This is a genomic window from Buchnera aphidicola (Nipponaphis monzeni) (genome assembly GCF_006741185.1).
Lineage (GTDB): Bacteria > Pseudomonadota > Gammaproteobacteria > Enterobacterales > Enterobacteriaceae > Buchnera_H > Buchnera_H aphidicola_T.
On the sequence record NZ_AP019379.1, the window covers coordinates 241,153 to 259,683 of the forward strand.

Sequence of the window (18,531 nt, forward strand, 5' to 3'; positions counted from 1 at the left end):
ATTTACTAATTATTTTTTAATTGTATTCTCTTAGAATTTTATTAATTTCTATTTTACTTAAAGTTTGTGAATCAATTTCTTTTACAATAACAGCACAATATAATCCATGAGAATTATTTTTGGATGGTAAGTATCCAGGTACTACAACAGATTTTTTAGGTACTTTTCCATAGTGTATTGTTCCTGTATTTCTATTATAAATTTTAGTACTTTGACCAATAAATACTCCCATAGAAATAACGCAATTTTCTTCTATTATTACCCCTTCTACAATTTCAGAGCGAGCACCTATAAAACAGTTATCTTCTATAATTGTTGGGTTAGATTGTAGCGGTTCTAATACGCCGCCTATACCTGCTCCTCCGGATATATGTACATTATTTCCTATTTGTGCACATGATCCAATGGTAGCCCAAGTATCTATCATGCTGTTTTTCCCTATATGTGCTCCTATATTGACATAACAAGGCATTAATACACTGTTTTCTGATATAAAAGATCCATAACGTACAGTGGCTTGCGGGACAATACGTACTTTATCTTTTTTAAATTCTTCTTCGCTGTAATCACTATATTTAAGTTTTATTTTATCATAATAAGTTGTTTCTAATCCGTGAATAATGTTATTTTCAGAAATCATGTAATACAGTAGTATAGCTTTTTTTAACCATTGATGAGTTGTCCATTGTCCATTTATTTTTTCAGATATTTTTAATTTTCCTTCATTTAACATTTGTATGGTTTTTTCAATAGTACTTTTGTGTTCAGGATCAATGTTGTCTAAATGAATTGTTTCTTTTTGTTCAAATATTATTTTGATTTGTTTTTCTAGTGTTTTCATGTTTAGATGTATACTCTATTTTGTTTGTTAGTAATCTTAGTACATATTAAATACATTTTAAATAAATAATTTAAAAAAACAATATTATATTAGTTAATAATATATATTATAGTAATTTTTTATTCATTAATAAGAACAGGTTGAATTTTCTCTTTGTGCTGATAAGTAAGTATTTCACATCCATTTTCAGTTACTAAAATAGTATGTTCATATTGAGCTGAAAGGCTTTGGTCTTTAGTTTTTATTGTCCATCCATCTTTTTCACATACGACTTCTTTATTACCTGCATTAATCATAGGTTCAATAGTAAAAGTCATACCTGTTTTTAAAGTTAATCCATTATCATTTCCTAAATAATGTAATATTTGAGGAGGTTCATGGAATAATTTGCCAATACCATGACCACAATATTCTCTTACTACAGAAAATTTCCTTTTTTCTACATATTCTTGTATTTTTTTACCTAATTTAAATAATCTAATACCAGGTTTAATTAATTTTATTGCTGTATATAAGCTTTGTTGTGTAGTATAACAGAGTTTATTAGCTACAGGACTGATATCGCCTATATAAAACATTTTAGATGAATCTCCATGATAACCATTTTTTATAATAGATATATCAATATTAATTATATCTCCTTTTTTTAATATTTGAGAAGTATTTGGAATTCCGTGACATACTACATTGTTTACAGATGTGCATATAGATTTAGGAAATCCATTATACCCTAAGCAAGCAGGAATAGCTTTTTGTTTGTTAATAATGTAGTTATAACAAATATTGTCAATGTCAGATGTTGTTATTCCAGGACTAAGGTAATGTTCAATCATTTCTAAAACTTCAGCTGTCAGTTTTCCAGAAATTCTCATTTTTTCAATTTCTTGAGAATTTTTGATAGAAATATTATTCATTATTGTTTCCATTTATTATTATTTTATATAATTAATAATTAAAATGTTAGGACATTTTTAATTATATTTAAAGTACTATTAAGATAGTACATATAATTTATTAAATGTTTTATATTTTTAAATTAATAATTTAATAACTGTTTATTATAATATAAATGATATTTGTTAATTAAAAATAATATTAAACATTTTTATGTAATATATTTTATAGTAATGGAATTATTTTATTGAATTTTATTTATAATCGTTTTTTTTAAGTTTTTATTAATTTGTTATAAAAACATTTTAGTAATTCTAAAAAATTAATTAGATATATAGAGGTTATTATGAATCAGATAGTATCTATGAAAGATATGTTAAAAGCAGGTGTACACTTTGGTCATCAGACTCGTTATTGGAACCCAAAAATGAAGCCATTTATTTTTGGATCTCAAAATAAAGTACATATTATTAATTTAGAAAAAACTCTTCCATTATTTAATAATGCTGTTTTTGAATTAAAAAAAATTGCTTATAGAAGAGAAAAAATTTTATTTATCGGAACTAAAAAATCAGCTAAAATAAGTATAAAAAAAGCGGCTTTGAGTTGTGGGCAATATTATGTAAATCATAGATGGTTAGGAGGGATGTTAACTAATTGGAAAACAGTAAGACAATCAATTAAACGTCTTAAAGATTTAGAATCTGAGTCAAAAGATGGAACTTTTGAAAAATTAACAAAAAAAGAAGTATTAATACGATCTAGACATTTATTGAAATTAGAAAATAGTCTAGGGGGTATTAAAGATATGGGAGGGTTACCGAATGCATTGTTTATTATAGATGCAAAACATGAAGAAATTGCTATAAAAGAAGCAAACAATTTAGGAATTTTGGTATTTGCTGTAGTAGATACTAATGCTAATCCAGATGGTGTTGATTTTATTATACCAGGTAATGATGATGCTATGAGGGCTATAAATTTGTATCTAAACGCTATTTCCCAAACAATTAGTAATAAAAAAATAAGTAGTAAATCAACGATTAAAAATATGTAAATTAATTATTTATATTTTTAATAAATAGAAAAATTAAATTACAGTAATTAGAAATAATTATTAAATATACACTTTTTATTTTCAATATTAAATATTGATATAATTTTCGTACTATTTACAGTACATGTATTATATATTTATAACTTTATGTTTTACATTTCAGAGATATATAAAAAATGACTGATAAAATTAATATTTTAAAAATTCGAGAACTGAGGAAGCGTACTGGGGTAGGAATTGTAGAATGTAAAGAGGCATTAATAAGATCTCAAGGAAACATTGAACAATCTATTGATTATTTGAGAACATTGGGTTATGCGAAGGTTTTAAAAAGAATACATTGCGAGATGTTACATGGTTCTATATTTATACATATAAATGATAATAAAGGAGTTATGTTAGAATTAAATTGTGAAACGGATTTTGTAGCTAATAGTAAAGAGTTTATTACATTTGGTCAACAAGTATTAAGTATTGCAGCTTTAAATAGTATAAAGGAAATCGATGAGTTACGTAATATATGTAAAAATGAAATAATCAATTTTATGAACAAAGTTAATGAAAATGTTTGTATTCGTCGTTTATTTTTTTTAGAAAACAAAAATTTTATTTCTTATTTACATGGAACACGTATTGGAGTATTTGTTATTGCTGACAATATTATGAGTGACAATAGATCGGTAATAAAAAAAATTGCTATGCATATTGCGTTTAGTAAACCAGAGTTTTTAACAATAGAAGAAATACCTAGCAAAATTATTAATAGAGAATATTCTATTCAATCAGACATTGTGACTAAAATGAATAAACCTAAGATAGTATTTGATAAAATAATTCAAGGTAAAATGAATAGATTTAAAGAAGAAATTACTTTATTAGAACAATTTTTTGTAATGGAACCTAAAAAAAGAATTAAACAAGTACTACAAGAAAATAATCTTGTTTTAAGTTTTTTTAAACGATTTGAAGTAGGTGAATTATTATAATATAATTGTATTATTTTAAAGCATCTGAATATTTTAGAAGACTTTTTAATTGTCTTCTAAAATATAGAATTATTTACATTGAACATTATACAATTTTTGGTTGATACAAGAATACAACATATTTATATTGTATAATTAAAATTAGTAAATAAAAGCTGTATGCAAAAATAAATTCAGTACAATGAATTTTTTATTAAGATTAATTAATCGAGGCAGTGTTCCATATTTTTTATTGAATAATATTTTATTATTAAGTGACATAATTCATTTATAATTAATTTTTTATATGTAAAAAATTAATTATAAATAGTTATATAATATATATATATAATCTTTTTTATTAAAAATTAATTGACTGGTTATAGAGCTTTTTATATTTCTATTATATTAAATAACTATTTAATGTTATTAATTTTAATTAATAGTGACATTATATATGGAATGTTTAGTAAACTACAGTAGTTTGACAATTTTATAAGAATTATTTTAACTTTTATAGTTTTGATTTTTATTTAATAAAATTTAAAAAAAATTAAGATTAATATCTATATATATTGTTAAAATAATGCTAGATAAAATGTATATTTTAAATATTAAGTATAATTTTTTTAGTAAGTATCTTATATCATGAATAATAGTTACCGTATACCTTAAATAATATATAAAAACTATGTTTTTATAATTTATTAGTAAATAATAAATGATTTTTTTCGTTTGTTATAGTTGGTATTTGTGTTTTAAATATTATCATTTTAGTTATGGTAATATAATATTTGTTTTATAATATTGTTTTAATGATTTTTTTTGCAAATTTTTTAAAATAGATATATGAAATCGGTATTTTTGAGCGAATTATAGTTATTAAATATCTTAACAAGATAATTTGGAGAAAAATTATGATTAATGAAATCAGAAAGGACATTATAAACAAAATGGATAGATGCATAAATTTATTTATGCAAGATATTAACACTATTAGAACGAATAAAGTATTTCCTGAATTGTTAGCAGGAATTAATGTTAGCTACTATGGTAAAAAAACATCTTTATTAACCCTTGCAAATGTAACAGTACAAGATACATCTGTGCTTAAAGTTAATGTTTTTGACCCATCTATTAATAAATTGATAGAAAAATCTATTAAAAATGCTAATTTAGGTTTTAATTGTTTTACAAAAGGAGATAGTATTCATGTTAGCGTCCCTAAATTAACAGAAGAAAGAAGAAAAGAATTAATAAAATTGGTAAAAAAAAGTGCTCAAAAACATCGTGTACATATAAGAAACATTAGAAGAGAGGCAAATGTTAAGTCTAAAACATGTTTAAAAGATAAAATTATTACTAAGGATAAAGATTACGAAATACAATCAATTGTTCAAAAATTAACAAATGATTATGTAAAAAAAATAGATAATATTCTTCTAAATAAAGAACGATCACTTATGGAAATTTAGTATTTTAGTAAAGTATTAATAAAAATTTTTAAAAGGAATATATTTTAAATATTTATAACAATAATTAGTATACACATTTTTATTTTAATAGGTAAATTTTTTCAACATTTTAAAAAAATAAAAAGTTTATATTATTTTATTTTTGTAAATAAAATAATTAATTTTATTTTTAACTATTTTATAGTTCGCTATTAAAGAAAATATGATTGTTATTTATAAATTAATATTACTGTTTAAATAACAAATTTACATGTTGTATGTGATTTAAACATTTAAAACGATATCATTTTTTTAAGTAATAGATTTATGTGATAATGATTATAAACGTATTATTAAATATAATGACATCTCTTAATGAAGAATATGTGTTGAATAATGAAAAAGTAATTATTAGTTAACACGTATGTGTGTATATTAATAACATATTTATATTTAATATTATAAAGTATAATATTAGTTAAAATAGCATATAGGCATAATATTAATAGGAGTATGTTATTTTTATGTCAGTAATGAACAATTACGAAAGCGATAAAAATAAAAAAGAAAACAATAAATTAGTTCGTCATGTAGCAATTATTATGGATGGTAATGGAAGGTGGGCAGTTAATAAAGGAAAATTACGGATTGAAGGCCATAGAGAAGGAATAAAAGCGGTTATAAAAGTTATTGATTTTGCAATAGTTAGTAAATTAGAAGCGTTAACCTTATATGTTTTTAGTAGTGAAAACTGGATTAGACCTACATCAGAAATATCTTCTTTGATGAAGTTATTTTTACATGTTTTAAATACTCAATTAGATAATTTACATAAAAAAAATATTAAATTAAAAGTTATAGGAGATATTTCTTTGTTTTCTAGGGAATTACAGGAAAAAATAAAAAACTCTGAATTAGTAACTTCAAATAATAATGGATTACAGTTGAATATTGCTGCTAATTATGGTGGTCGATGGGATATAATTCAAGCTGTAAAAAAAACTGTTATTAAAATAAAACAAAAAAAACTTTCTTTTATCGAAATAAATGATATTACTTTTTCTAAAGAATTATGTATGAGTGATTTAGCACCAGTAGACTTAGTAATTAGAACAGGTGGTGAATATAGAATTAGCAATTTTTTAATTTGGCAGATTTCTTATTCTGAACTTTATTTTACAGATGTTCTTTGGCCTGATTTTGATAAATATCATTTTAAATTAGCGATTCACTGTTTTTTAAATAGGAAGCGTAATTTTGGAGGTAGTCGAACACAATAAATTTTTTATTAAATAAAGTTATTATTATTGTTATGGTTTAAATGAAACACAAAACTTTTTATTATCACATAATTAATTGTTCGTTATAAAGTTCATATAAAAATATTTAATTATAATGAGTATTATTTATAAATATACGATGTTTATTTTAATAAACAATGTTATTTAAGATATTTGTGTGTTTTTAATTTTGTTTTTACAAAATAATAGCTTTAAGTAACATTTAAAAAATGTAAAATGAGTAGCATAAAATTAATTAAATAAAAAATTTTGTTATATTTTTTAATATAATTTAAAAAAAATTTTAATAAGTAATATTTTTTATTAAATTATTAAGAATTATTTATATATTAAATAACAATAATTATTTATTTTATAATAGATAAAAGTATTAAGTATTTTAATTTTATTGTTTGAAATCATCAATAAATGTGCAATTTTATTTATAAATATTTTTGTAAAATGCATATTTGGTAAATATATTTTTATTAATAAAATTTATTTAATTTTCTATGTGTAATAGAAAGATTTTTTTATTTAATTTTTTAGTTTATGTTATTTTGGTATATTTTCAGTAGTTATATATTAATTTTTTTTAAAGATTTTTATATAAATTTTTCATGTTACTAAGAGTAATAAAATTTTTTATTACGTGAAATATGTTGTTTGTATTAAACAAATTCAAAAATATAATATATTTGTACATTAATATAAATTTAATGTGTAAATATTGTAATAAAAAAATTGTTTATTTAGTTGTAAAGTTATTATTTTAAATTTTTAGTAAGTTTTATGTGCAAAATATTAATTTTTTATACAAGGTATATTTAACACAAATTATTTATTTTTTTAAAAATGAAAATTTTATATTAGTAAAACATTATTATTAAATTATTAAGTATAAAATACTAAATATTTTTATATTTTATAAATTAAAATATTGAAAGTTATTAAATTTTTTTTAGTTAGTGAAAATTGATATTCTATTACAATTATATAATTATTATGTTCATTGGTAATAAACAATTATGCTGATAATTTTAATTATGTACATTTAACATCTTTTATAGTATGTTGGTTTTTTTAATTTTTAAATATGTGTTTGACAATATTAGAAAGATTTATAAATTATCTATAGATAAGTAATAATAGTTTAATGAATATAGTATTGATAAAATACATAAGTGTATTAATGTTATGTTATTTAGGTTTGTTTATATAAATTATTAAAAGTATTTAATAATTATTAAATATTTTTTATTAAATTATATCATTAGTTATTTAATCAGTTTTTTTTTAAAATATATAAATTTAAAAAAAATTTATTTGTATTCGTATTATTAGAGATAATACGATTTATTATTGAGTATTTTTATAACAAAACATTGTGCTTAAAATGTTAAAGATATTAAAGGTATTCATTTAAATAATTAATTTGAAATTAAAGTTTTGTTTTAATAAATTCTTTAAGAAAGTTATGTGATGACAATTACAAAGATATTTTACATAATTAAAATTAATAAATACAATTAATAATTATTTCAACAATAATTGTAAGAATATTATTAATAAATACTTTGTTATTGATATCTAATTTTTAAATGATAGACAAGAATAATTGTCGTATAAAAAATTAATTTTTTAAAATAATTAATGTTGAACATTATTTTTTGTTTTTTTTATTAAAAATTAGGGTTTATTTATTAACGTGTTATTTGTAAATAACTGTATAAAAATTTTATATTTACAAGGAAAAATATTTTTTATGTATGAAAAATAGTATTATTACAATCAAAGACATTTTAAAAATATTACCGCATAAATATCCTTTTTTATTTATTGATGGTGTATTTAATTTAATATTAAACAAGTTTATTCGAGCTTTTAAAAATGTTACTGGAAGTGAAGTGTTCTTTAAAGGTCATTTTCCAAAAAAATTTGTTTTTCCTGGGGTATTAATAGTAGAATCTATGGTTCAAGCAGCTTCTATTTTAATATTAAAAAGTTCAGGTCCTTTATTAAATGGAGAGTTACTTTATTTATCTTGTATAAAAAATGTTAAATTTAAACGTACAGTATTACCAGGAGATCAAATAATTATAGAAGTTTTTTTAAAGAAACAACATAGAAATTTTTTTAACTTTCAATCAGTTAGTAAAGTGAAACAAAAAGTAGTTTGTCAAGCAATTATAACATGTATTCGTAAATAAAAAATTTAACTTATATTGATATAAAATAAAATATTTTTTGTACTTATAATAATTATTATAAGTAATTTTATATATAAAAATTGCATATATTTTTTTTATTTAAAAATAATTAAATATATAATTTGAAATATTAAAATAAAAGTTCCTATTTTTATAAAATAGGATTTATTGTTTCAATTTTATTTGTTTTTTATAATAAAATATGAAATTATATATTTCATAAAACAAGGTATTGAGGTATATATATTTATATATAATAAAAAGTTTATTGTACAAATATATGTTAAATAAAAAATATCCTGTATTGTATTTAACTGCCGGTTTAGACGAAGTAGGAAGGGGTGCGTTAGTAGGAAATGTAGTTGCAGGTGCTGTAATTTTAGATAATAGTAAATTAATCCAAGGATTAAAAGATTCTAAAAAATTATCTTATAATAAACGTACCAAGTTATCAGTAATTATTAAATTAAAAGCACTTTCTTGGAGTATTGGAATCGCGAGTTCGAGAGAAATAGATTTTTTAAATATATCTAATGCTACTAAACTTGCTATGAAAAGAGCTATTTTTAATTTATCAATTCAACCGAATTTTATATTTTTAGATGGTAAATTTAAATTGAATATAAATATGCCATGTTTATCAATTATTAGAGGTGATAATATTATATCTGAAATAAAGGCAGCTTCGATTATTGCTAAAGATTATAGAGATAGAGAAATGTTAAAATTACACAATATTTTTCCAAAGTATAAATTTAATAAAAATAAAGGCTACCCTACTTCACATCATTTAAAAATGATTAGAAATTATGGTATAACTAAATTTCATAGGTCTAGCTTTGCACCTATATCAAAAATGCAGTAAGTTTTTTTATTTTTAGGTTTAATTTAAATATTAAATATGATGACCCCAAAATTTATTCATCTTAAATTACATACAGAATATTCTATGGTAGATGGATTATCAAATCCTTATGATATTATAAAAGCAGCAGAACATTTAAATATGCCAGCAATAAGTGTGACTGATAAAAATAATTTATTTGGAGTATTGAAATTTTATAATTTAGCACATAAGCATGGTATTAAACCTATTTTAGGAGTAGATTTTGATTTATGTTCTAATAATTTTCAAAATCAGTTAACTAAAATTACTCTTTTGGCTACAGATTATGTTGGATATCAAAATTTAATTTTTTTAATTTCAAAATCTTATCAAAATAAAAAATCACACAAAAAAGTTTTTATAACGAAAGAATGGTTATCTAATTATAACAATGGACTAATTGTATTGTTAGGAGGATGTTATGGTGAAATAGGTAAAAATTTAATATGCAATGATTATAAGTCTTCATTAGAAAATTTATTTTTTTATAAAAAAATGTTCCCTAAATCATACTATTTAGAAATTACACGTACAGGTCGGATAAATGAAGAAATATATTTAAAAAGAGCATTGAAATTTGCTTTATCAAACAAAATTCCGTTAATTGCTACAAATGATGTTTGTTTTATTTATCAAAGAGATTTTAAAGCTCACCAGATACGAATTGCAATTAATAGAGGATTAAATTTAAATAATTTAAATACTTTAGATCAATATACAAACCAACAATATTTACGTTCAGAACAAGAGATGTGTGAGTTATTTAAAGATGTTCCTCAAGCGTTAAAAAATAGTGTAGAAATTGCTAAACGTTGTAATGTAATATTATGTTTTAAAAAATATTTTTTACCTAAATTTAATACTGGTACGATAACTGCTGAAAAATTTTTAATAAATGAATCAAAGTATGGTTTAAGGCGTCGATTAAATAAAATATTATTAAGTAATATTCAGGTACAAGAAACATATTTGAAATATAAAAATCGTTTGTTAAAAGAATTAAATATTATTAATAAAATGGGTTTTTCTGGGTATTTTCTTATTATTATGGAATTTGTTCGTTGGGCAAAGAAAAATGATATCCCAGTTGGTCCTGGAAGAGGATCTGGTGCTGGATCTCTTGTGGCATATACGTTAGGTATTACAGAATTAGATCCTATTAAATTTAATTTATTATTCGAAAGATTTTTAAATCCAGAACGTATTGATTTACCAGATTTTGATATCGATTTTTGTATGGAAGGAAGAGATAATGTAATTGAACATATTGCTAATTTATATGGGCAAGAAGCTGTATCACAAATTATTACTTTTGGAACTATGACAGCTAAATCAGTAATTAGAGATGTCGGGAGAGTATTTGGATATCCATATGGTTTTATTAACCGCATTTCTAAATTAATACCTAATGATCCAGGTATTACATTAAAGTCCGCTTTTTCTAATAATTTAGAATTAATAAATTATTATAATGAAGATCAAGGTGTTAGATCATTAATAAATATGGCTAAAAAGTTAGAAGGAGTAGTTCGAAATGTTGGTAAACATGCTGGTGGAATAATTATATCTCCGGAAAAGATTACTAATTATTTACCTTTGTATTATGATGAACATAGTAAAAATTCACTTACACAATTTGATAAAACTGATATTGAAAAAATAGGTTTAGTAAAATTTGATATTTTAGGATTACGTACTTTAACTATAATTAAATGGGCAGTAGATTCTATAAATTCTAATAATTTTTTTAAAAAAAATGAACTAGTTAATATAAATTCTATTGATTTAAATGATATTAATATTTTTAAATATTTAAATAAAGCTAATACTATTGCTATATTTCAATTAGAATCTATTGGTATGAGGGATTTAATAAAAAGATTACATCCAGACACTTTTGAAGATTTAATTGCTTTAATTGCTTTGTTTAGACCGGGTCCATTACAATCAGGAATGGTGGATAATTTTATCAATAGAAAACATGGTAAAGAATTAATTTGTTATCCTGATTCGAGATGGCAGCATAAGTTATTAAAACCTATTTTAGAACCAACTTATGGTATTATTTTATATCAAGAACAAGTAATGCAAATAGCTCAAGTTTTATCAGGATTTACTTTAGGAAAAGCAGATATTTTAAGGCGAGCTATGAGTAAAAAAGATCCTATTGAAATGTCGAAACAACGTTCTATTTTTGTAGAAGGTACTTTAAAATTAGGGATTAATAAACAGTTGTCAATAAAAATTTTTGATTTATTAGAAAAATTTGCCGGATATGGATTTAATAAGTCTCATTCAGCTGCTTATGCGTTAATATCTTATCAGACATTATGGTTAAAATATTATTATCCAAGTGCTTTTATGGCTGCCGTTATGACTTCTGAAATACATAATGTAGATAAAATTTTTATTTTAATTAATGAGTGCTACACAATGAACATTAAAATATTACCTCCTGATATAAATAAAAGTGTATATAATTTTATAGCAATTGGTAATAATTGTATATTGTATGGTATGGGCGCTATTAAAGGTATAGGTAAAGGGACTATTAGTTCTATTATAAATATTCGAACTAAAGGTAAAAAATTTTTTGATTTGTTTGATTTATGTGTTCGTATGAAATCTTTCAATTTAACTCAAAAAATGATAGAAAAATTGATTATGTCAGGAGCTTGCGATTGTTTTAATCAAAACAGATATTTATTAGCTAAAGAGTCTAAACAAATAATACAAGCAGTTAAGCAATATTTAAGTGTTAGTATTTATAAACAATCAAGTTTATTTGGGTCTTTAATTAGTCAATATAACAGTGTTAAATTTATAAAAAATGTTAATTATAAGCAATATTTAGATAAAAATAAATTTTTAAATGAACACAAGGTGTTAGGTTTATATTTAACTGGTCATCCTATTAATCAGTATTTAAAAGAATTAAAGTATTATACCGGTGGTTTACGTTTAAACGAAATTAATAAAATGGGTACTAATAAAAAAATTATGGTATTTGGAATAATATCATCTGTTAAATTTAAATTGCTAAAAAATTCAAAAAAAATGGCAATTTTATTATTAGATGATAATTCAAATAGGTTAGAAATAATAATTTTTGGAAATTTAATAGACGAAAAAAGTTTTTTACTTAATATAGGTACAATATTAATTGTCGTAGGTCATTGGGTTTTTGATAAGTTTTATAGAACTATTAAGATAATAGCTAGTGATATAATTGATATTGAGACAATTAGAGAAAAATTTTTATCACAAGTGATTATTAATTTACATACAAATGAATTGAATAATAATTTTTATACTATTTTTAAACAAATATTACAAAAACATAATACTGGAAAAGTTCCTATTATAATTAGATATACTACATTAGATATTCAAATTACATTACAATTAGGTAATGAATGGAAAATATTTCCTACTAATAAACTATTTAATAAGTTAAAATTATTAGTTGGGGCAAACAAAATTTTTTTAAAATTAAAAAAAATTAGTAAAAATTTATTTTTTTGTAAGTAATTTTTATGTACGAAAATATTTTTTAAGTAAAATATTATTAATGTAATTAAAAAAAATTAAATGTATTAATATTAATTAATATACAATAAGTTATGAACGTAATATTTAAAATTAATTTTTAATAATTTTTGAAATTAATAAATCAATTTCTTTTATATTTATAATTGAACTTTGATTATATTTTCTATTTCTATATTCTATTTTATTATCATGTATGTATTTATCGCTAATTATTATATTATGAGGTATACCTATTAATTCTATTTCAGAAAACATAGGTCCTGGTCGTTGTAAAACCCTATCATCTATCAATACGTCTATTTTTTTTTCTTGAAGTAAATTGTATAAATTTTCTGAGTATTTTTTTACTTTAGGTGATTTATACATATTGACAGGTAATATGGAAATTAAAAAAGGTGCTATAGAATCAGGCCAAATAATTCCTTTATAATCATGATTTTGTTCTACAATAGCTGCTATTGTTCGTGTTAGTCCAATGCCGTAGCATCCCATGTGTAAAAATTGTGGTAAACCATTTATATTTTTTACTTGAGCTTTAATTTGTTTAGAGTACTGTTTTCCAATTTGAAATATGTGAGCTATTTCAATATTATTAATTGATTTATGTGTATTTTTTTTAGAATACGAATAAGAATTAGAATAGATATTATCAGTTATGTGTGCAATATTTTTAATAATAGGAGCAGGTAAACGATCTTTCCAATTAACTTCAATGTAGTGTTTGTTGTCAATATTTGTTTCTATAATAAAGTTTTGCATATTACATACTGATTTATCAGCAATTATTGGGCATTTTAAATTTATAAATTTTAATATATTTATAGATTTATTTGATAATTGTTTTGCTTTTTGTTTGTTTATAAATTTTAAAGGTTTAGCAATAATGTCAATTTTTTCTATTTTTGATAAATTTAGATTATGATCATTTCTAATTAATAAAATTACTAGAGGGTATTTACATTTATTATTAGATTTCACTAAAATTGTTTTTACAAATTTTTCTTGTTTATTACAAAGATTACTTTTTGTTGTTGAAGATTTTTTAGTTATAATAATAGGTGTATTTTGTTTTTTTTTACGTATATTGGAGTATTCAAAATTTTCTGTAGTATCATAGTTATTTGTAGAAATAGCTTGAAATTCGTGAGAAATGTGACCTCCCATAATATCAGAATTAGCTTTTATTATACGAAATTTTAAATGTATTTTATTAAAAATTTGAATATAGCATTGTTGTATTAAATTGTATGATTTTACTAAAGAATGATTATTTAAATGAAATGAATATGCATCTTTCATAATAAATTCTCTAGATCTAATTACTCCAAATTGTGGTCTAATTTCATCTCTAAATTTAGTTTGTAATTGATATAAAATAATAGGTAATTGTTTATATGAGTATATTTCATTTCGAATTAATTGTGTAATAGCTTCTTCATGAGTTGGAGATAGTATAAATAATTTCTTACTTCTATCTGTAATTTTGAATAGTTCATTACCATATAACTTTATACGATTGCTTGCATTCCATAAATTACTTGGTTGCATTATTGGCATGATTATTTCTAGTGCGTCTATTTTATTCATTTCTTTCCTAATTATTTTCTTAATTTTTTTTAATACTCTTGTACCAGTAGGTAACCAGTTATATAATCCAGAAGATAGCTTTCGAATTATTCCTGCTCTTAACATTAGTTGGTGACTAATGATTTCAGATTCATGAGGAATTTCTTTTAGAGTAGATAATAAATATTTAGTAGTTTGCATTGATATATTTCTTCCTTTCAAATTTTATAAAAAAATATTTATGTGTATCTGTTTGTTAATTCTATTATTTTATGATTTAAAACACATTTTTTTAAAATTAACATATATTAAAATACGATTAATAATTAGATTCAATTAATAATTATAACAGTAAAAAATTTTTTGATAGGTTATATAAGTAATTATTTGTTATAAATTTAATATAAAAAAATTATTTTTTATTATATATTAAATGTAGTGTTAATTAACATTTAATTTAATAATTAAGTATTAATATTACTAGAAATATTTAAGGTAATTACTAATGTTGTCAAATCATTCAGGTGAGGACAAAACAGAAGAACCTTCTCATTATCGTCTTAAGCAAGCTCACCAAGAAGGTAAAAAAAAATACTCTAAAGAATTACATTTTTTTTTAGTATTTTTAATTAATATATTTTTTTTATGGTTTTTTAGTAAGTCTATATTCTTATATTTTTTAAAATTAATAACTCAGGGTTTAAATTTTAATTATTTTTTTATTATTCAAGAAAACAATTTGTTTTTATATTTGAATGATTTAGTTAAGAATGGTCTAACATACATTTTAATATTTGAGTTTTTTTGTGTACTTTTTGTATTAATATTTTTAATGTTACTAAATCATACAATATTTAGTATTAAAAGATTAAAATTTAGTTATACAAATTTAAATTTTTTAAACGGCATAAAAAAAATTTTTTCTTTAAGTGTATGGTTAGAACTATTTAAAAAATTTTTAAACGTTTGTATAATATTTTTATTATTTATGTGGTATATAAATGTAAATTTTTATGAAATAATGCAATTATCGCTTAAAAAACCTTTTTGTTCTTTGTATATAGGATATAATATTTTTTTTACTTCAATTTTGGTAGGTATGTTAGGATTATTACCTGCATTAATATTTGATATTTTTTGGCAGTATAATCAATATTATAAAGAGTTAAAAATGACTCATCATGAAGTAAAAGAAGAATTTAAACAATTTGAAGGTGATCCTAATATTAAACGTCGTATTAGAGAATTAATGAAATCTAAAATATATAGTAAAATGTTGTATAATGTTAATAAATCACATGTAATTGTTACAAACCCTATTCATTACGCGATTGCTTTACAATACGACGCAAAAAAAATGATTGCACCAAAAGTTTTAGAAAAAGCTAAAGGTTACTTAGCTTTAAAAATGTGTGAAGTAGCTAAAAAAAAATTAATTCCTATTTTTCAATCTCCTTTATTAGCACGTAAATTATATCAAAAAAGTGCAATAGGAGAGTTTATATCTGAAGATTTATACATTGCTATCGCGGAAATATTAGCATGGGTATGGAAGATAAAGCGATGGCGAGAAAAAGGAGGGGTTTATCCTGATAAACCACAAAATTTATAAATTAATTAATTATAGTTATTTTAGGACAAAAAAATGTTTTTTAAATTTTTATCTGTATTTACTCAGATGTACAAAGCATATTGTATCAAATGGAACATGTTGGTTTCTCCAATATTACTTTTAATATTGTTATCAATGATGATATTTCCATTGCCAGGATTTGTCTTAGATGTATTTTTTACTTTTAATATAGTATTATCAATTATTGTTTTGTTAGTAGCTATGTTTACAAAAAATACTTTAGATTTTATATCATTTCCTATCGCAATATTGTTTAGTACATTGTTACGATTGTCTTTGAATATAGGTTCTACTCGTACTATTTTATTACAAGGGCATACAGGATCATATGCAGCCGGTAATGTTGTAAAAGCATTTGGACATTTTTTAGTTGGTAATAATTTTTCTGTGGGAATAGTAGTATTTATTATATTAATAGTGATCAATTTTTTAGTCATTACTAAAGGAGCTGGAAGAATAGCTGAAGTTGGAGCTAGATTTGCTTTAGATGGTATGCCAGGGAAACAAATGTCTATTGATGCTGATTTTAATGCTGGGTTAATTAGTGAAAAAGAGGCAAAAAAACGTAGATTAGAAGTATATCAAGAATCTGAGTTCTACGGTGCAATGGATGGTGCTAGTAAATTTATAAGAGGTGATGCAATAGCTGGTATTATAGTGATGGTAATAAATATTACAGGGGGATTAATAGTTGGAATAGTGCAACATCATATGTCTTTTATTGAGGCAACTAAAGATTATACATTATTAACAATAGGTGATGGTTTAGTAGCTCAAATACCTTCTTTGTTAATATCTATAGCTGCAGGAATTATTGTAACTCGAATTAATACTGAACAAAATATAACTGAACAATTGATTACTCAAGTTTTTTGTAATCCAATTGCTATATTTTTTACTGGTTGTTTATTAGGGATAATGGGATTAATACCTGGAATGCCTAAAATAATATTTTTTTTGTTTGCAATAGTATTATTCATACTAAGTTGGTTTACATATGGAAAAGTAATAAACAATGTGAATGCTTCTTCAATAACTCAAAATTTTAATGTAATTAAAAATGAAAATTTGTTAGAAGTATCTTGGAAAGATGTGCAACTAGAAGATTGTGTACGAATTGAATTAAGTAATGAATTATTACCATTGATTGATATAAATAAAAAGAATAACTTATTAATAAAAATTCGAAGTATTAGAAAAAAATTTGCTCAAGAAGTAGGATTTGTACCTCCAGTTGTGCATGTTAAAAATAATTTTATGTTACCTTCTTCGAAATATCGTATTTTAATTAAAGGAGTAGAATGTACTTCATGGATCGTTAATTTAAATTATTGGTTGGCTATCAATGTCAATAAAGTATTGGATAAATTACCTGGAGAAGAAATTATTGAACCAACTTTCGGTATTCAATCTTATTGGATAAAGAAAGATTTAAAAAATAAAGCTGAAAAAATGGGGTTTATGGTAGTAGATAATGTATCTGTAATTTCAACTCATTTTAATAAAATTATGTATCAAAATATGGGAGAGTTATTTGGATATTATGAAACTCAAAAATTGTTAGATAAAATTAATGCAGAATTACCTAAATTTGTAGAAGAATTAGTACCTAATTTAATTAGTTTGAGTGTTTTAAACAAAGTATTAAAAAATTTGTTATATGAACAAGTATTTATTAAAGATATAAAAACTATTTTAGAAACTATTTTAGAACATGTATCAACAAACAAAAATCCAGATTATCTGACCAGTGTTGTTAGAATTGCATTAGGGAAAATTATTGTACAAAATATTTTTAAAGATCGTATAAAAATTAATGCCATAGGTTTAGATCTGAGTTTAGAAAATATATTACTTCAATCGTTTGAAGGGAATCAAGAAATTATTGAACCAGGGTTATTAAATAATTTAATAATACAAACTAAAAATGTTATTAATCAACAAATTTTAAGTAATAATCCTATTGTGTTAATTGTTAATCATAAATTAAGAATGTTTTTATCTAAGTTATTAAGGCCTTGTTTTAATGAATTAGTTGTATTATCTAATGCAGAAATTCCTAATGATAAAAAAATTCATATAGTGAATATACTAGGCAAACAACATAATTAATGTTATTAATTTATTTAAATAAATTTAAAAAATTAATTATTATATCGATTGTATGTGTGCAAATTTTATAATTTTTAATTT

The 18,531-nt window shown here is 21.8% G+C and carries 12 protein-coding genes; 9 read left to right on the plus strand and 3 right to left on the minus strand.

From position 1 onward, the window contains the following. Nucleotides 1–16: 16 nt before the first annotated feature. Complete coding sequence (gene dapD, locus BUCNMO_RS00940; RefSeq protein WP_158344772.1) at nt 17–841, minus strand: 2,3,4,5-tetrahydropyridine-2,6-dicarboxylate N-succinyltransferase; 825 nt, start codon at nt 839–841, stop codon at nt 17–19. Nucleotides 842–960: 119 nt separating this feature from the next. Continuing rightward, the gene (map, locus tag BUCNMO_RS00945; RefSeq protein ID WP_158344774.1) at nt 961–1,755 is read right to left on the minus strand and encodes a type I methionyl aminopeptidase; all 795 of its coding nucleotides are present in this window, start codon (nt 1,753–1,755) and stop codon (nt 961–963) included. Nucleotides 1,756–2,081: 326 nt separating this feature from the next. On the opposite strand from map, the gene rpsB reads away from it, so the two are divergent. From rpsB to dnaE, 7 genes are all read left to right on the plus strand, one after another. Next, a complete protein-coding gene (gene rpsB, locus BUCNMO_RS00950; RefSeq protein ID WP_158344776.1) occupies nt 2,082–2,792 on the plus strand; it encodes a 30S ribosomal protein S2 in 711 nt (236 codons plus the stop codon). A 176-nt stretch (nt 2,793–2,968) separates the two neighbouring features. Next, nucleotides 2,969–3,778 (plus strand): translation elongation factor Ts, encoded by an 810-nt coding sequence (tsf, locus tag BUCNMO_RS00955; protein ID WP_158344778.1) that lies wholly within the window; start codon nt 2,969–2,971, stop codon nt 3,776–3,778. A gap of 896 nt (nt 3,779–4,674) precedes the next feature. Next, nucleotides 4,675–5,232, plus strand: coding sequence for a ribosome recycling factor (gene frr / locus BUCNMO_RS00960; protein ID WP_158344780.1), 558 nt, complete (start codon nt 4,675–4,677; stop codon nt 5,230–5,232). 512 nt (nt 5,233–5,744) lie between these two features. Further along, nucleotides 5,745–6,491, plus strand: a complete 747-nt coding sequence (uppS, locus tag BUCNMO_RS00965; RefSeq protein WP_232037634.1) for a polyprenyl diphosphate synthase — start codon at nt 5,745–5,747, stop codon at nt 6,489–6,491. A gap of 1,769 nt (nt 6,492–8,260) precedes the next feature. Beyond that, nucleotides 8,261–8,701 carry a 3-hydroxyacyl-ACP dehydratase FabZ gene (fabZ, locus tag BUCNMO_RS00970; RefSeq protein WP_158344784.1) on the plus strand — a complete coding sequence of 147 codons (441 nt, stop codon included), beginning with the start codon at nt 8,261–8,263 and terminating at the stop codon, nt 8,699–8,701. A gap of 280 nt (nt 8,702–8,981) precedes the next feature. Next, nucleotides 8,982–9,566: a ribonuclease HII gene (locus BUCNMO_RS00975; RefSeq protein WP_158344786.1), complete on the plus strand. Its 585-nt coding sequence runs from the start codon at nt 8,982–8,984 to the stop codon at nt 9,564–9,566. 36 nt (nt 9,567–9,602) lie between these two features. Continuing rightward, entirely contained in the window at nt 9,603–13,118 is a 3,516-nt protein-coding gene (gene dnaE / locus BUCNMO_RS00980; RefSeq protein WP_158344788.1) for a DNA polymerase III subunit alpha, read from the plus strand. 111 nt (nt 13,119–13,229) lie between these two features. Here the strand turns inward: dnaE and BUCNMO_RS00985 are convergent, their stop codons facing one another. Continuing rightward, nucleotides 13,230–14,906: a proline--tRNA ligase gene (locus BUCNMO_RS00985; RefSeq protein WP_158344790.1), complete on the minus strand. Its 1,677-nt coding sequence runs from the start codon at nt 14,904–14,906 to the stop codon at nt 13,230–13,232. Between the two features lie 304 nt (nt 14,907–15,210). On the opposite strand from BUCNMO_RS00985, the gene BUCNMO_RS00990 reads away from it, so the two are divergent. Both BUCNMO_RS00990 and flhA read left to right on the plus strand, forming a co-directional pair. Continuing rightward, a complete protein-coding gene (locus tag BUCNMO_RS00990) occupies nt 15,211–16,317 on the plus strand; it encodes an EscU/YscU/HrcU family type III secretion system export apparatus switch protein (RefSeq protein WP_158344792.1) in 1,107 nt (368 codons plus the stop codon). Between the two features lie 33 nt (nt 16,318–16,350). Continuing rightward, complete coding sequence (gene flhA, locus BUCNMO_RS00995) at nt 16,351–18,450, plus strand: flagellar biosynthesis protein FlhA (protein ID WP_232037631.1); 2,100 nt, start codon at nt 16,351–16,353, stop codon at nt 18,448–18,450. The last annotated feature ends 81 nt before the right edge of the window (nt 18,451–18,531 follow it).